The organism is Ruegeria sp. CH5, assembly GCF_056537025.1.
The window spans coordinates 960,007-975,882 of the sequence record NZ_JBQFQT010000001.1; the positions used below are offsets into that span (position 1 = coordinate 960,007).

Below are 15,876 nucleotides of genomic sequence, written 5' to 3' on the forward strand. Positions count from 1 at the left end.
TACCAATCCCGCTATCACGGGTCAAAACCTCTGACACAACCCCGGAGTCGCTGTTTGATGTCCCAGAAATCGATCTGTGTGTATTGCGGGTCACGCAATGGCGCGAATTCGGCCTACACAAAGGCCGCAGGCACCTTTGGACGGCTGCTGGCCGCCGAAGGCTGGCGGCTGGTCTACGGTGCGGGTGACGTGGGCCTGATGGGCGAAGTCGCCCGGGCCACGCAAGCGGCCGGAGGCGAAACCTTCGGCGTGATACCGGTTCATCTGCTCCGGCGGGAAGTGGGAAAAACAGATCTGACGCGTTTCGTGGTCACCGAAACGATGCACGAGCGCAAGAAAGTCATGATCATGAATGCGGATGCCGTGGTCGTGCTGCCCGGCGGACCCGGGTCGTTGGACGAGTTGTTCGAGGCACTGACCTGGCGCCAGTTGGGCCTGCATGACAAACCCATTCTGGTGATGAATGTGGACGGATACTGGGACGCGCTTCACACGCTTTTGGATCAGGTGATCGACGCAGGTTTTGCGGATGCCTCCTTGGCCCGTTTCATTACCTGGGTCGACGACGCCGAGTCCGCGATGGACGAATTGCGCAAGTTATTGAAATAATAGGCGTCACGGGCGGCTTCCCCGCCCGTGAGTCCCGAACTAGCTAGATCAGGCGGTCGAGGTGCGCAGTTGGCGTTGCAGCACCTTTTCGACCTTGTGCAGTGGATGATTGGTCAGGGTCTTGTCGACTTCGGCTACGACTTTGGCCAGAACTTCGCTGTGAAGGCGCCGGCGCAGCAGGCCCAGGACCTGTGGGCTGGCAACCAGAACAAGCCGCTTGTACGCGCCCTTCAGCCCTTTTTTGTTGAGCAGGTTGGCCACATCCTGGACGAACAGGGATTTGGCGTGAGTGCGCCAGGTGTCTTCCTCCACCGCAGATTTCTGGTTCGGCCCGGTATCATTTCGCCGTCCCGCCCGATCCGAAGGCTTGCTCCGCGCGGCGAGATGATCATGTTCCTCAACCGATACGACCACCAGATTGGGGTTCTCGGCATCCGTCACGTTTTCAGTGAACAGTGCTTTTTCCCCGTCGGCGATGATGACCCAAGTACCCTGTGCAAGTGCGACCATTGCGATCTCCCGTTGTGGTTTTCGTGGCCGTCCCCCGCCCGAATAAGAACAGCCAACATCTTGCACCGACGGCACAATTTGGCAGCTATTCCCTCATTGTTTTGGTTTTGGCGGTTCTCTCCTCCCGCAACTAACAGCTAATCACTCTTTGGCGTCTTGCAACGGCGCATGCGTGCAAAAGTTGACGTATCGGCAAGTTTCCACCCGAGGCACAGATCAGGCCGAAATCTCGACAAGCGTAATCTCGGGTGTAACACCAAACCGGACCGGAAGGATCGAGCACCCGATGCCGCCGGAAACTACCAGATCCTTCCCACCTTCGCGCACCGGGCCGTAGGCATAGCGATTGCCAAACCGCGAAGGCACCACGGGCGACCACCCAAACAGTCTGATTTGCCCACCATGCGTGTGACCGGACAGCGTCAAGGCAACGCGATCTGGCACTTGGGGAAATATGTCCGGTTCATGCGCCATCAGGATGACGGGCGCGTCATCGGTAATCTGCCGCAACGTGCCGGACAGATCGTCCAGGCCGCGGTATCGCCCATTGCCCTCCACGATGGCCAGTTGGTCTTCGAGGCCCGCCAGCCAGATCCCCGGACCATCCAGTTTCTGCGCAGAATTGGACAGGACCGGGATGCCACTCGCGGCCAGTGTATCGGCATATAAGTTGGGCCCACTGCCCCGGCGTTGAGCGGCGGTATCATCCCACCAGTCATGGTTTCCCAGAACCGCGAAAACCCCGTGGCGCGCGGTCAGCCCGGCAAGAACCGCGGTGATGTCCGCCATCGCGACAGGTTTTGAAACCATCCTGTGGCTGGCGGTGAAATCCCCCAGCAGCAAGACCAGATCGGCATCCAGCGCATTTGTGCGCCTTACGACCTGCTTGATACGCTTTAGGGTAACGAATGGCTCGCCCGCGTGAAGGTCGGCGATGACCGCGATCCGCAGCGGAGGCGCCGTCCAGTCCGCGCGCTGAAGCTTCCATTTGCGAACCCGCAGCCGCATAGCCGGTTCGATAAAGAACCCGTACAGCGAAACAACAAGGCCTGCCAGCGTCACCGCCAGCAGGCCCTTGATAAACCCTCGTCGGGTCAAGAGTTACATCCGCGATGCAACGTTTTCCCAGTTTACCAGGTTGTCGAGGAAGTTCGACAGGTAGGCCGGACGCTTGTTGCGGAAGTCAATGTAGTAGGAGTGCTCCCACACGTCGCAACCCAGAAGCGCCGTCTGGCCGAAGCACAGCGGGTTCACACCGTTTTCGGTTTTGGTAACCGCCAGCGAACCGTCGGCATTCTTGACCAGCCACGCCCAGCCCGAACCGAACTGACCGGCACCGGCCGCGCTGAACTGCGATTTGAACTCCTCGACCGAACCGAAGCTTTCAACCAACGCCTTTTCCAGCTCGCCCGGCATCTTGGACTCGCCCGGACCCATCATTTCCCAAAACTGGTTGTGGTTCCAAAGCTGGCTGATGTTGTTGAAGATACCGTTCTGTGCGACGGCCGACTTGTCATAGGTGCCGACGATGATCTCTTCCAGCGACTTGCCGTCCCACTCGGTCCCGGCGATCAGCTTGTTGCCGTTGTCGACATAGGCCTTGTGGTGCAGATCATGGTGATATTCCAGCGTTTCAGCCGACATGCCCTTGGCTGCCAGCGCGTCATGTGCATAAGGAAGATCAGGAAGTTCAAAAGCCATCTCGGCCCCCTGTAAATTTGTGTTGCGTTCCCAAGGTTAAATGCTTTGGCAACCGCCGCAGGTCAAGGCCCGAGCGCAGAAAACCCGGAGGTCCGCGATGCTGACGCAGGCGCGCAAGATGTTCTACCGTGCCCGCGGTCATTGTGCAGGCAACCTGAATGGCGAGGTGTTCCGGCTGGACCCCTACCATTCGAAATTCTGGCGCAAGGCCTCAAGCGGCGCGTGGGAGCCCGAGACTTTCGCGGTCCTGGACCAGCACCTGTCGCCCGACCGCGACTATCTGGACATCGGCGCCTGGATCGGCCCGACGGTTCTCTATGGCGCGCGCAAGGCCCGACATGTCTGGTGTTTCGAACCCGACCCCACCGCCTTTCGCCATCTGGTCTGGAACCTCGACCTGAACGACATCGGCAACGTCTCGGCCTTTGGCGTGGCCTTGTCCGACCGGTTCGGTGTGGCGCGCATGGCTTCAGTCAGGGGCGAGCGCGGCGACTCCACCAGCTCGCTCCTGCATGACGGCGCGCATGGAACCGATGCCCTGACCATCGCCTGGGACCAGTTCGCCACAGCGACGGACCTGACAGGCATTTCGCTGGTCAAAATGGACATCGAAGGGGCGGAGTTTGCGGTTCTTCCGACGCTCGCCGACTGGCTGCGGGAGCAGAAGCCAGCCCTGTATCTGTCGCTGCACGCGCCCCTGCTGGACCAAAACAACCGCGCCGAACGGGTCGAAGCCCTGCTTGCGACGTTGTCTTTCTACTCGAACATGCACGATGAAGCCGGGCGCCCAATCTCGGCCCAGGACTTGCTGGGCCCGAGCGCTTTGACCCAGTACCGCAGCGTCCTGTTCACGGAATAGAGTTCCGTACCGGAAACTCTACCCAAACGAAAGTTTGGCCTTGCACGCCCAACGACTCGGTGTTCATTTTCCTGTATTGATCATTGAAATTACAGGAAAATTGACTTGCGACTTATTCTATTCCTCGCCGCGGTTCTGACGGCACAGGCGGCTGCCGCATCCCCCACGGCTTACAAGTGCACGATCACGAAAAAGGATAGCCACGGCTGGGTTGCACCCGAATATGCCTTTCAAATCGACCCCGAGGCCGGCACGGCCCAAGCCGCCAGCAACTACCATGACTGGACCAACGCGCAGCTTCGGGATCGTGGGGCCAAGGGCTATCGGATGATCTGGAATGTGACACTCAAAAGTACCGAAGGTCAGGCCATTCGCATGCGCTATCAGGCGAATTCGGCAACAGACGGTGGGCTGAAGGTGAGCGGCAGTTTCGTGAATGTCGGGGCATCGAACAAACCTTACGGAACCGGCAGATGCGAGGTCGTCAAATAATGAAAAGCCCCGGTAATGTCCGGGGCTTTTTCTGTCTGCCAAGGTGGGGTCGGGTTCAGTAGTATCCGACCTCGCTGCCGGGCTGCGCCGCAACCTTCAGCAGCTTGAACACGTAATCCGCAACTGATCGGAAGCACACCACGCGGAAGGTTTCCTCGTCGTCCATCCAGAACGCCCCCGCAACCTGCGCCAGGCGCGTGCGCCGGATCTGACCGGGCTGGAAAGCATCGGACGAGAAATCGACGGGCGCAACCTTGCCCAGCACCTCACGCGCGGTCGATCCCGAGACCCGGAACACCGCCCGCGCGTCCGAGACGTTGACCGCCAAGGCATGCACACCGCTCAGCGCGTCCTGCATGGCGGCCAGTTTGGCCTCGACCTCGGCGTAGGGAACAAGCACCAGCAACTCGTCCGGCGACATCCAGCAGACGCCGTTTTCGCCATCGACGAAAGCCTCGCGCTGGCCGGGCATCTTCTGGCCGGTGGCATCCTTGACCGCCTTGGTCACCAGCTTGTCGGACAGATCGCCGCGCAGGGTTATCATCCCCTGCAGGCCGCATTCCTCGATCCGGGCGATGCCGTCAAAGCTGGCGTGGTTTAGTGCGCTGATGGGTTCAGACATTCTGCTTCTCCCCGTCCTTGTCGTAGAACACAGGGTCCACGATCTTTGCCTTGTAGATTTTGTCGTCGGTGCCCGGGAACTCGATCACGTCGCCCATGCGGTTCGGCCCGTTCTTGACCAGCCCCATGGCGATACCCTGGCCCAGATTGGCCGAGTAATAAGTCGAGGTCACGCGCCCGATCACGTTGCGCTGGCCGTTGGCATTCACGCCCTCGCCCACCGCATAGGCGCCGTCGGGCAGAACCGATCCATCCACAGTTTCCAGACCCACCAGTTTCCAGCGGTCCGGGTCGGTCATGTGAGAGCGTTCCTGCGCCCGCTTGCCCAGGAAATCCTCTTTCTTTTTTGAGATCGCCCAGTGCAGCCCCAGATCCTGCGGGATCACGGTGCCGTCGGTCTCGTCCCCGATCATGATGAAGCCCTTCTCGGCCCGCAGAATGTGCAGACATTCCGTGCCATAAGGCATCACGCCGAACTCTTTCCCGGCTTCCATCAGAGCGTCCCAGAACGCCTGCCCCTGGCTGGCGGGCACCGCGATTTCATAGGACAGCTCGCCCGAGAACGAGATGCGGTAGGCGCGGCAATCAAAGCCGCCGATCTGGCCGTCGCGCCACTCCATGAAGGGCAGCGCCTCGCGGCTGACATCCATGCCGCCGAGCTTCTCCAGTACCTTGCGGGCGTTGGGGCCCACCACGGCGACCTGGGCGTATTGCTCGGTCACGTTGGCGACATAGACCTTCCAGTCCCACCATTCGGTCTGCAGCCACTCCTCCATATGGGCATGGATGCGTTCGGCACCGCCGGTGGTGGTGTGGCACAGCCAGGTGTCCTCGTCGATGCGGGCGACGACGCCGTCGTCGATCAGGAAGCCGTTTTCCGAGCACATCAGGCCATAGCGGCATTTGCCGACCTTCAGCGTGGACATCATGTTGGTGTACATCATGTCCAGAAACTTGCCCGCGTCCGGACCCTTGACGATCAGCTTGCCCAGGGTCGAGGCATCCAACAGCCCGAGGTTTTCACGGGTGTTCTTGACCTCGCGGTTCACCGCGTCATGCACGGGTTCCCCGGCTCGGACATAGGCGTAAGGGCGGCGCCAGTGGCCCACCGGCTCCCAATCGGCACCATTCCGGTCATGCCAGTCATGCATGGGCGTGCGGCGGATCGGCTGGAACACCTCGCCGCGCGCCTCGCCCGCAATGGCTCCCATCGAGATGGGCGTATAAGGCGGGCGGAAAGTGGTGGTGCCGACCTTGGGAATCTCCGACTCCAGCGCATCAGCAAGGATCGCCAGGCCGTTGATATTGCTCAGCTTACCCTGATCCGTCGCCATGCCCAGCGTGGTATAACGCTTGGTGTGCTCGACGCTTTCATAGCCCTCGCGCGCGGCCAGTTGCACATCCGAGACCTTCACGTCGTTCTGGAAGTCCAGCCACGACTTCATGCGCAGCTGCACGTCGGCCTTGGCGGGCATCAGCCAAACGGCCTGCATGGGCGCTTCGGTCTCGGCCTCGCCCTGCGGTGCCTTGGTGTTCTTCGGCTTGAACCCGGCTGCCTTGGCCGCGGACTTGCCCGCGGCGTGGGCATCGGCCAGAACCTCGCCCAGCGCCATCGGCCCGCTTGCCGAGCCTGCGGCCACAACAAAGCCTGCGCCATCCGCGCCCAGCGGCGGACGGTCGGGGTCGGGGCGGAAATGGGCGTTGGCTTCGTCCCAGATCAGCTTGCCACCGCAATGGGACCACATGTGCACCACCGGAGACCAGCCGCCCGACATGGCGACCGCATCGCATTCGACCTCTTCCCGAGCGCCGCCGATGCCTTCCTGGTTGCAGATCGCGACCTTCTTGACCCGCTTGCCGCCCTTGACCTTGGCGATGGCCTTGCCGGGATCGACCCGGATACCGAGGCTGCGCGCCTCGTCCGCCAGCGGCCCGGCCGAGGGACGGGCATCGACGACGCGCAACACATCCACGCCAGCCTGTTTCAGGATGATCGCGGTGCGGTAGGCGTCGTCATTGTTGGTGGCGACGATCACGCGCTCGCCCGGGGTCACGCCCCAGTTGACCACATAGTCGCGCATGGCCGAGGCCAACATCACCCCCGGCACGTCATTGCCGGCAAAGGACAGCGGGCGCTCGATCGCACCGGTCGCCGTAGCGACCTGTTTGGCGCGTATGCGCCAAAGGCGGTGGCGCGGGCCCTGGGTGCCCGGTTTGTGGTCGTTCAGACGCTCGTATCCCAGCACGTAACCGTGATCATAGACCCCAGCCCCCATGCAGCGCGACCGCATGGTGACGTTGTCCATTGTTTCGAGTTCGGAAACCAATTGTTCCACGAACTTATCCACAGGCTCGTCGTTGACGGTGCCGCCGTCGACAGGCGCGCGCCCCCCCCAATAGGCGGTCTGCTCGATCAGCATGACCTTGGCGCCCGATTGCGCGGCGGCTTTGGCCGCCTGCAGGCCCGCAACACCGCCGCCGATCACCAATATGTCGGTGAAGGCATAGAAGTGTTCATAGGTATCCGCGTCGCGGCTGTCCTTATCGGGCGCCTTGCCCAGACCGGCGGACTGGCGGATGAACGGCTCGTACACATGTTTCCAGAACGGCTTGGGGTGGATGAACGTCTTGTAGTAGAACCCCGCCGGCAGGAACCGCGCCAGAGCCGTGTTCACCGCGCCGATGTCATATTCCAGGCTGGGCCAGTGGTTCTGCGAGATCGCGGTCAGGCCGTTGAACAGCTCGGTCGTAGTGGCGCGCTGGTTCGGCTCGAACCGGTTGCCCTGCCCCAGACCCACCAGCGCGTTGGGCTCCTCAGCGCCGCTGGCCACGACGCCGCGCGGACGGTGGTATTTGAACGACCGGCCGACCATCATCTGATCGTTGGCCAGCAGGGCCGAGGCCAGCGTGTCGCCCTGATAGCCCTGCATCGCGCTACCGTTGAATGAAAACGTGACCGGTTTCGATCTGTCGATCAGGCGACCTTGATTTGCGAGACGGGTGCTCATGTTGCGGACCTTTCGCAGGTGGAGGCACCAAGACCTCCGGCGGATGTGTTCTTGAAAAGACGAAGCATCAGGAGAACTCTCTCCACGTCCAACCCGGCCGTTTGGCCGAAATCGCATCGCGGATCTCCTGCGGCGGCTCGGTGACCTGGGCCGAATAGGTGCCGAACACCTCGAGCGTCGCGGTGCAGCGCGCGGCATGGAACCACTTGCCACAGCCGTTGCTGTGGCGCCAGCGTTCAAAATGCACGCCCTTGGGGTTTTCGCGCATGAACAGATAGTCATGGAAATCGTCGTCAGAAGACCCGGGACCGAAGCGTTTCAGATGCGCTTCGCCTCCGGCGGTCAGTTCGGTCTCTTCGGCGTCGACGCCGCAATAAGGGCATTTCAGGATCAGCATGTGGCTACTCCTTGCTTGAATTCTTTCGACCACACGCCCAAGTCGAGGGTATGGATGTTTTGACCATAATTCTGACCGTTGCAGGCACGCTTGCCGTCTTTGGGCTGATCGCGTTTTTCATTTTCCGGTCTGAGGAAAAGAAGGCCATCAAGCCAAAATCCGACAGCCCGAAAAGTTCTGAGACCATTCACGGGGCACATTGGGGCGACTGACATCAGTGCGCGACCCCGGCGGCAACGCTTTCGTCGATGAAGCGGCCCTCTTTGAACCGGTCCAGCGAGAACGCCTCGGTCAACGGGGAATGCCCGGTGGCCATCAGCTGCGCCATGCCCCAGCCCGAGCCCGGGATGGCCTTGAACCCGCCGGTCCCCCAACCGCAGTTAATGAAACAACCGCCCAGGGGCGTCTTGGACAGGATGGGGGAACGGTCGCCGGTCATGTCGACGATCCCGCCCCATTGCCGCAGCATCTTTAGCCGCGAGATCATCGGGAAGGTTTCGACCAGCGCGCGGACGGTTTCCTCGATATGGTGGAACGAACCGCGCTGGGTGTAGTTGTTGAACCCGTCGGTGCCACCGCCGATCACCATCTCGCCCTTGTCGGATTGCGACATGTAGCCGTGCACTGTGTTGGCCATCACCACCACGTCCATGCAGGGCTTGATCGGCTCGGACACCAGCGCCTGTAGGGCCAGCGCCTCGACCGGCAGGCGGAAGCCCGCCATCTCGGCCAGTTGGCCCGAGTGACCCGCGACCACGATGCCCAACTTGTCACATTCGATGGCGCCCTTGGTCGTCTCGACCCCTGTGACGCGACCGTTTTCAGACCGGACGCCCGTGACCTCACACTGCTGGATGATGTCCATGCCCATATTCGAACAGGCACGCGCATAGCCCCAGGCCACCGCATCGTGGCGTGCGGTGCCTCCGCGCTCTTGCCACAGCGCACCAAGGACCGGATAGCGCGGGCCGTCGATGTTGATGATCGGGACCAGCTGCTTTACGCGCTCGGGCTCGATCCATTCGGTCTTGACCCCCTGCAGCGCGTTGGCATGCGCCGTACGCTGATAGCCGCGCACCTCGTGCTGGGTTTGCGCCAGCATCATCACGCCGCGCGGGCTGAACATCACGTTGTAGTTCAGATCCTGGCTCAGATCCTCGTACAAGCTGCGCGATTTTTCGTAGATCGCCGCCGACGGGTCCTGCAGATAGTTCGAGCGGATGATGGTCGTGTTCCGCCCGGTATTGCCGCCGCCCAGCCAGCCCTTTTCGATCACTGCGACGTTCTGGATACCGTAGTTCTTGCCCAGATAATACGCCGTCGCCAAACCGTGCCCGCCGGCACCGACGATGATCACGTCATACCGTTTCTTGGGTTCTGGCGAACGCCAGGCGCGCTCCCATCCGGTGTGATAGCGCAGCGACTCTCGCGCTACGGCAAAGGCTGAATAGTGTTTCATGAGCGAATCCGTCCGGTTCGTGATTGGCCGAAGATATGCCGTGCGGCGACAGATTACCCCTGCCGTACAGCGCCGCAATATCGCACTATTGCGACATGTAGGCCATTCGCGGCCATTTGTCCCTTTTTTCCGGGCGCGCGCAGGTCTAAGTGAGGGCAACAATTCCGGAGAGATCATGACATTCTGGGTTCTGCTTCTGCTCTTTGCGCTGTCGATCACCGCATTCCTGGCCTTTGGCCTGACCCGAACCCGCCGGCGACAGGAACATCCGGCGACTTACGATTTGCGGGTCTACAAGGAGCAGCTGGCCAGCGTTGACCGCGATCTGGCCCGCGGAGTGATCGCCAAAGCCGACGCCGAGCGGGTTCGGACCGAGATTTCGCGCCGTATCCTGGCCGCCGACGCGCAAATCCGTACCGGTGACGCGACGACCGGGCCGTCGACCACTGTTCGGTTGGCCGCCATCGGGTTCGTTGCCCTGGTTCTGATCGGCGGAGCGTTTGCTTTGTACCGCCAACTGGGTGCTGCCGGATACCCTGATCAGCCGCTTTCAGCGCGCATGGAAATGGCCGCCGAACTGCGTGAGAACAGACCCGGCCAGGAAGAGGCCGAGCAGATGGCCCCACCCGTCGAAGCGCCTCAGCTTGAAGACAGCTATGCCAACCTTCTGAACCAGCTGCGCACGACCGTGGCCGACCGACCGGACGATCTTCAGGGTCACATTCTATTGGCGCAGCACGAAACCAACGCGGGCAATTTTCAGGCCGGTTATGCAGCCCAACGCCGTGCAATCGAGTTGATGGGGGATGAGGCTCCGGCGGACGCCTATTCGAACCTGGCAGAAATGCTGATCCTGGCGGCAGGGGGCTATGTCTCTCCCGAAGCCGAAGCGGCCTTGCGACAGGCACTGGAACGCGACCCACAATCGGGACCGGCGCGCTATTACTGGGGACAGATGCTGCTTCAGATCGGACGGCCGGACCAGGCCTATCGCGTCTGGATGGACACGCTGCGCACGTCGCCGCCGGGCGCGCCTTGGGCCAACGCCATTCGCGCCCAGATCGACGAACTTGCCTGGCGCGCCGGCGTCTTCAACGCGCCCGAAATGGCAGCTGCTCCGGCAGGTGCCGGCCCCAGCCAGTCGGATATGGAAGCTGCGGCGGAATTGACGCCCGAGGAGCGTCAGGAGATGATCCGCGGCATGGTTGACGGATTGTCGGACAGGCTGGCGACCGAAGGTGGTTCTCCGCAGGAATGGGCCCGATTGATCTCGGCGTTGGGGGTGCTGGGAGAAACCGAGCAGGCCGCCGCGATCCGCGATGAAGCCGCGACCAAGTTTGCCGAAGACCCTGCCGCGCTTGAACTGATCAACTCGGCCGCGCAGCAGGCTGGCCTGTCGCAATGATCCAGGACGTGTTCGAGGATTTCGCAGCCGCACTGCCCCCGATGCAGGCGTTGATGGGACTGGATCTGGGCGAAAAGACGATCGGCGTGGCTGTTTCCGACCGCATGCGCGGTGTGGCCAGCCCACTTGAGACCGTGCGCCGCAAGAAATTCAAGCTGGACTCTGCCCGCCTTCTGGAAATCGCTGCCGACCGCGAGATCGGAGGGATCGTTCTTGGCCTGCCCATGAATATGGACGGATCCGAGGGTCCAAGGTGCCAATCAACCCGCGCGTTTGCCCGCAACCTGTCCCAACTGACCGACATCCCGATCGGGTTCTGGGACGAGCGTCTGAGCACAGTTGCGGCAGAAAAGGCACTTTTGGAGGCGGATACGACACGAAAACGTCGCGGACAGGTTATCGACCACGTCGCGGCGGGTTATATCCTGCAAGGAGCGCTGGACAGGCTGCGCTTTCTTTAACGAGCCCGGAGACCGGCGATGACGAACATGATTTGGAAAAGGAACGAGGTCGAAAGCCCCTGTGTCCAGATCTGCGTCGTGCATCCGACCGAGCGGATCTGCACCGGCTGCTATCGCACCATTGACGAAATCACGCGCTGGTCGAAAATGGACAGTTCGGAACGCGCCGAAATCATGAATGACCTGCCTGCCCGCAAGCCTCGCTTGGCCAAGAGACGGGGTGGTCGCGCGGCCCGTCTGGACAAATCCTGACAATCAAAGGGCTTTGTCGGTCTTCCGACCGTCTTCTTCATCTTTCGCAGAGTCTGCGCATGTCTTTACACCGGACCGTTGCCCGGCCTTCAATTCACTGCGGAACAAACGGGTGATTTCCGACTTGCTGGTCTGCGACCGCCGAAGACTGGATTCCTGAAAATCAACTTCGACAGCCGCGCTGGTCATGGATTTTCTTTTCAAAAACTTGATCAGCCGCATACGAGCCTTCCCGAATAAATCTGCGTCGCTGCGGGCCGGTCGAAAGCTCGGGAAAAGGGGGGTCGAGCCGTATGACTATGCGTGAGTGAGTGGCGGCCCGCAGCGACGATTTGCGCATACCGGAGTCAGGCTTTTGAGAAAGGGGGAAAACCTGCCGTCGCGCTTCAATTTTTTTACCAATTAGACAAATTAGCCGGAGAGACTCAACAGTTACAATGCCTTCGCGCCCCGCGGCTGGGCGAAAAGGACGTAACGTAACAAGTTGGACCGGCCCGCGACAGCGTCAGGTGTCAATCCAGGATTTGCCCCGGACGCGCAGCGCGGCCCAATCATTCGGGCAGCGCGCCATCGTCATCCGGCAGCCAGCCACGCTTTGGCGTTTTCAATCTCTTCGGACGGGAAAAACTGGGTACGTGTACCCAGAATGTGGCCACCCACGCGCTGCGCGATGTTCTGCCATGCCTTGTCGCCGACGATGGCTGCCCGATCCAGCATTCCAACGTGACCGCGGGCCAGACGGAAATGCGCGGCCAGAGCGGTCAGCCCTTGCCAGCCATCAAACTCCCTCAGATCGATCAGCAACCGGAGCGCATCCCGGTCGCCCAGGATGGCATCCAGATCGGCTTCGGCCTTTTCGTATTCCTCGGGATCCAGCTTACCCATCAGGCTGACCTGCACGCATGGCCCGCCCAAATCCACAATGTGGATCACGCCCAGGGATTCACGGATCCAGCGGCGCGCTTCTTCCAGCTCGGCCAGCTCGAATACCTGTACCGGACAGGGCATAAGCGGCGCAGCCAGACGCACGCTGGTCTGGACCCAGCCCTTGTCTGCGACGACCGCGGCGCGATCGAAGCCGCGCCAATGGCTTAGGCCCAGCTTGGTATCTTCCCAAGCAGCGCCCAGATCATAGCCTTTGAACTCGGGGCCGACGATTACCAGGAGGCGGACGGCGTCATGTTCCGCCAGCGCAGCCTCGATTGCGGGAACCAGAGTGCTTGTGTAATCGGCGCTTGTTACTTCGCCCGACAATTCGATTTCGATCAATGCACCGTCGGAATTCTTGTGGACCGTAATCATTTTGAGCCTCCAAAGCCAAAGAATGGCAGAAGGTTACGGGGATTCGATCCATTCGGCCACACCGCCCGGCAGCTCGGGCCGGAAATAGGCAATCATCCGTCCGTCCGGCCCCGCCGTTGCCCCTGCCCCCCAAGGCGCGACCCCATGCAGGCAATGGCGATGCAACACGTAGGTTTCGCCGGGCGAAGCCGACACTTCGATACGCGGGCAGGTTTCGAACACTTCGCGACGAGCAGCCTGATAGGCCTCGGTGATATCGGTCTGCGCCCACTGAGCGCGAGGAACACCGGCCAACGCAGCCCGGAATGCCGCGCCCATGATCCTGTGGCTGCCATCCCAAACAACCAGAGGCGCAGCATCTGCGCTCGCCTGTGTCAGTGGGATACCCAGGACCCATGCGTGAGGTTCGTCGATCTTGCGCCGACGGTCCGGGCCGCCGGGTTTCAGGCCATCCACATGCGCCGCGTCGCGCTTGGCCCGGTATCGGGCCGCCGCCTCGTTCTCGCCCCTGCGCGGGCGCGGATAGCCGGGATAGACGACCGAGACCTGCCCCTTGTGCAATTCGATCGAACCATAGTGTTCAACCAGAAACGCGACAGCCTGCCCGCTCAACGGAGCTGAGGCGACGACACGCCCTGCCCCGTCATTGGGCAGAGCATCGACGCCGATGAACCAGGTGCCTTCGCAATCCAACCACTGCCGGTGGGCTGGGTCACTGGCGGCCTGCTGCGCCAGTGGTAGGGCGTGGGCCACCCAGTCTGCTATGGGCTGGTCGTAGGGGAATACTTCCCAACCCCGCGACCAGAAATGCCTTACCACCCTACTGCCTTGCGCAGCATATTCAGGGCCACCAGCGTGAGGAACACGGCAAACACCCGTTTGAGCGGCTTGGGGTCCATCGCATGGGCCAGTTTCACCCCCCAGGGCGCGGTGATCATCGTCATCGCAACAACCACACCAAAGGCCACAAGATTGACGGCGCCGATTGTCAGCGGCGGACGGTGTTCAGCTGCGATCGGCAGAAACAGAAAGCCCAGTACCGAGGGTACGGCGATGATCACGCCAAACCCCGCGGCCGTCGCAACGGCCCGATGGATCGGTGTGTTGTAGAGGCTCATCAGAGGCACCCCAAAGCTGCCGCCGCCAATTCCCATCAGCACCGACAGAAACCCGACCAACGGCGAAATCACCAACCGCTTCAGCCCGCCGGGCATGGCATCACCCAATCGCCATTCGGACTTGCCAAGTCCCAGATAAGCGCCAATCACCATTCCAAGGATACCGAACAGCGCCTGCAACGCTTCCGTGCGCAGGGCCGAGGCGACCAGTACGCCAACAATCGCACCGACTGCGATACCCGGACCCCAACCGCGTAGAATATCCCAATCGACGGCGCCTTTCTTGTTGTGACTCAGCACCGAACGAACCGAAGTCACGATGATCGTGGCAAGTGACGTCGCAAGACACAGCTGCATCAGCTGCGGGCCACCATATCCCAGCGTTTGAAAAGCGTAGAAGAAGGCCGGCACCAGAACGATCCCGCCACCGACTCCCAAAAGGCCAGCCAAAACACCGGCCAGCGCGCCGATCACAAGCAAAAGGCCCAGCATCTGGGCCAGCAACATCGTATCGGGCATCCGTCCCCCTTGGTCCCCGGCCCTTGGGCCGTCTTAAACTACCTGCGCCGCCTCGGCATCCGGTGTCACGCGGGACAGCGCGCCCAGAACCACCTCGGGTCCGGCATGGTCTTTGACCGCGCCTTCGGACAAAGCGCGCCTCCAACCACGAGCACCCGGGCGTCCTGCGAACAATCCCAGCATATGTCGGGTGATCTGGTGCAACCGCCCCCCGCCGGCAAGATGCCGATCGATATAGGGCAGCATTTTCATCACGACTTCAACCGGATCCGCCTTTTGCCCCGACCCGTAGATCAGCGGGTCGGCATCGGCCAGAATATCGGTTGGCTGATGATAAGCAGCCCGGCCGATCATCACCCCGTCCAGTCCGGCGTCCAGATGCACTTGGGCTTCGGCCAGTGTCGTGATGCCTCCGTTGATCGAGATGTGGAGATCCGGAAAATCGGCTTTCATCCGGTGAACCAGATCGTAGTCCAGCGGCGGTATTTCCCTGTTTTCTTTGGGGCTAAGCCCCTGAAGCCAAGCCTTGCGGGCGTGGATCGTCACGCGCCGACAGCCGGCGGCGCGAATCCGATCCAGAAAGTTAGGCAATATGTCCTCGGGGTTTTGGTCATCCACGCCGATCCGACACTTGACCGTGACATCGACGTCAACAGCATCCCGCATGGCGGCCAAGCAATCGGCGACCCGACCCGCCTCTTTCATCAAGACGGCCCCAAACGTTCCTGATTGAACCCGATCCGACGGGCAGCCGCAGTTCAGGTTGATCTCGTCATATCCGGCCTCAGCCCCCAATGCGGCCGCCTGAGCCAGCTCCTGCGGGTCAGATCCACCCAATTGCAAAGCGACGGGATGTTCCTCGGGGCTATGGTCCAGAAGATGCAGCGCTCCACCCCGTACCAGAGCAGGGGCCGTCACCATTTCCGTGTACAAAAGCGTTTCAGCACTGAGCAAACGGTGCAGATACCGACAGTGCCGATCGGTCCAATCCATCATCGGCGCAACCGACAAGCGCGCAGCGCGAGTGACTTCGCTGCGATCAGCAAGTGCCCGAGATTGAGACCCAGCCATCAGTGCACGTTCCTTTTTGTGGCCCAGACAAAAGTGCGGCGACCGGCCAAGCTGGGTCCGCGCTAGGCGTCTACCACTGTTTGACGCCAGAT

General features: G+C 61.5%; 18 protein-coding genes. 6 read left to right on the forward strand and 12 right to left on the reverse strand.

Annotated elements, in window-relative coordinates; all coding sequences use genetic code 11:
• Window positions 1–57: 57 nt before the first annotated feature.
• On the forward strand, window positions 58–609 hold the full coding sequence (locus ACR0JC_RS04730) for an LOG family protein (protein WP_170338492.1): 552 nt from the start codon (window positions 58–60) through the stop codon (window positions 607–609).
• A gap of 48 nt (window positions 610–657) precedes the next feature.
• On the opposite strand, the gene ACR0JC_RS04735 is transcribed toward ACR0JC_RS04730, so the two are convergent.
• From ACR0JC_RS04735 to ACR0JC_RS04745, 3 genes are all read right to left on the reverse strand, one after another.
• On the reverse strand, window positions 658–1,119 hold the full coding sequence (locus ACR0JC_RS04735; RefSeq protein WP_170338489.1) for a host attachment family protein: 462 nt from the start codon (window positions 1,117–1,119) through the stop codon (window positions 658–660).
• A gap of 216 nt (window positions 1,120–1,335) precedes the next feature.
• Window positions 1,336–2,217: a metallophosphoesterase gene (locus tag ACR0JC_RS04740; protein ID WP_170338487.1), complete on the reverse strand. Its 882-nt coding sequence runs from the start codon at window positions 2,215–2,217 to the stop codon at window positions 1,336–1,338.
• Between the two features lie 3 nt (window positions 2,218–2,220).
• Window positions 2,221–2,820 carry a superoxide dismutase gene (locus tag ACR0JC_RS04745; protein WP_093962459.1) on the reverse strand — a complete coding sequence of 200 codons (600 nt, stop codon included), beginning with the start codon at window positions 2,818–2,820 and terminating at the stop codon, window positions 2,221–2,223.
• Window positions 2,821–2,917: 97 nt separating this feature from the next.
• Between ACR0JC_RS04745 and ACR0JC_RS04750 the strand changes: the two genes are divergently transcribed.
• Window positions 2,918–3,679 carry an FkbM family methyltransferase gene (locus ACR0JC_RS04750; RefSeq protein WP_170338484.1) on the forward strand — a complete coding sequence of 254 codons (762 nt, stop codon included), beginning with the start codon at window positions 2,918–2,920 and terminating at the stop codon, window positions 3,677–3,679.
• 105 nt (window positions 3,680–3,784) lie between these two features.
• Complete coding sequence (locus ACR0JC_RS04755) at window positions 3,785–4,171, forward strand: hypothetical protein (protein WP_170338474.1); 387 nt, start codon at window positions 3,785–3,787, stop codon at window positions 4,169–4,171.
• A gap of 55 nt (window positions 4,172–4,226) precedes the next feature.
• On the opposite strand, the gene ACR0JC_RS04760 is transcribed toward ACR0JC_RS04755, so the two are convergent.
• The 4 genes from ACR0JC_RS04760 to ACR0JC_RS04775 all read right to left on the reverse strand — a co-directional run bounded on the left by ACR0JC_RS04760 (window position 4,227) and on the right by ACR0JC_RS04775 (window position 9,656).
• The gene (locus tag ACR0JC_RS04760) at window positions 4,227–4,793 is read right to left on the reverse strand and encodes a sarcosine oxidase subunit gamma (protein ID WP_170338472.1); all 567 of its coding nucleotides are present in this window, start codon (window positions 4,791–4,793) and stop codon (window positions 4,227–4,229) included.
• Window positions 4,786–7,800, reverse strand: coding sequence for a sarcosine oxidase subunit alpha family protein (locus ACR0JC_RS04765; RefSeq protein ID WP_170338470.1), 3,015 nt, complete (start codon window positions 7,798–7,800; stop codon window positions 4,786–4,788). Before ACR0JC_RS04765 ends, ACR0JC_RS04760 begins: the two co-directional genes overlap by 8 nt.
• Window positions 7,801–7,867: 67 nt before the next feature.
• The gene (locus tag ACR0JC_RS04770; RefSeq protein WP_170338467.1) at window positions 7,868–8,197 is read right to left on the reverse strand and encodes a sarcosine oxidase subunit delta; all 330 of its coding nucleotides are present in this window, start codon (window positions 8,195–8,197) and stop codon (window positions 7,868–7,870) included.
• 214 nt (window positions 8,198–8,411) lie between these two features.
• Complete coding sequence (locus ACR0JC_RS04775; protein WP_170338465.1) at window positions 8,412–9,656, reverse strand: sarcosine oxidase subunit beta family protein; 1,245 nt, start codon at window positions 9,654–9,656, stop codon at window positions 8,412–8,414.
• Window positions 9,657–9,831: 175 nt separating this feature from the next.
• Here ACR0JC_RS04775 and ccmI point away from each other — a divergent pair, with 175 nt between their 5' ends.
• The 3 genes from ccmI to ACR0JC_RS04790 are packed head-to-tail and all read left to right on the forward strand — an operon-like array spanning window position 9,832 to window position 11,774.
• Window positions 9,832–11,061, forward strand: a complete 1,230-nt coding sequence (ccmI, locus tag ACR0JC_RS04780; protein WP_170338463.1) for a c-type cytochrome biogenesis protein CcmI — start codon at window positions 9,832–9,834, stop codon at window positions 11,059–11,061.
• Window positions 11,058–11,522: a Holliday junction resolvase RuvX gene (gene ruvX, locus ACR0JC_RS04785; RefSeq protein ID WP_093962467.1), complete on the forward strand. Its 465-nt coding sequence runs from the start codon at window positions 11,058–11,060 to the stop codon at window positions 11,520–11,522. The genes ccmI and ruvX overlap by 4 nt, the downstream gene beginning before the upstream one ends.
• Window positions 11,523–11,540: 18 nt before the next feature.
• Window positions 11,541–11,774, forward strand: coding sequence for a DUF1289 domain-containing protein (locus ACR0JC_RS04790; RefSeq protein WP_170337967.1), 234 nt, complete (start codon window positions 11,541–11,543; stop codon window positions 11,772–11,774).
• 3 nt (window positions 11,775–11,777) lie between these two features.
• Here ACR0JC_RS04790 and ACR0JC_RS04795 read toward each other — a convergent pair whose 3' ends face one another.
• From ACR0JC_RS04795 to dusA, 5 genes are all read right to left on the reverse strand, one after another.
• On the reverse strand, window positions 11,778–11,996 hold the full coding sequence (locus tag ACR0JC_RS04795; RefSeq protein WP_170338453.1) for a hypothetical protein: 219 nt from the start codon (window positions 11,994–11,996) through the stop codon (window positions 11,778–11,780).
• A gap of 351 nt (window positions 11,997–12,347) precedes the next feature.
• Window positions 12,348–13,076, reverse strand: coding sequence for a SpoIIAA family protein (locus ACR0JC_RS04800; RefSeq protein WP_480763364.1), 729 nt, complete (start codon window positions 13,074–13,076; stop codon window positions 12,348–12,350).
• 33 nt (window positions 13,077–13,109) lie between these two features.
• Complete coding sequence (locus ACR0JC_RS04805) at window positions 13,110–13,829, reverse strand: hypothetical protein (RefSeq protein WP_367646500.1); 720 nt, start codon at window positions 13,827–13,829, stop codon at window positions 13,110–13,112.
• A gap of 59 nt (window positions 13,830–13,888) precedes the next feature.
• Window positions 13,889–14,713 carry a sulfite exporter TauE/SafE family protein gene (locus tag ACR0JC_RS04810; protein ID WP_170337959.1) on the reverse strand — a complete coding sequence of 275 codons (825 nt, stop codon included), beginning with the start codon at window positions 14,711–14,713 and terminating at the stop codon, window positions 13,889–13,891.
• A gap of 33 nt (window positions 14,714–14,746) precedes the next feature.
• Entirely contained in the window at window positions 14,747–15,784 is a 1,038-nt protein-coding gene (gene dusA, locus ACR0JC_RS04815) for a tRNA dihydrouridine(20/20a) synthase DusA (RefSeq protein WP_170338434.1), read from the reverse strand.
• Between the last annotated feature and the right edge of the window lie 92 nt (window positions 15,785–15,876).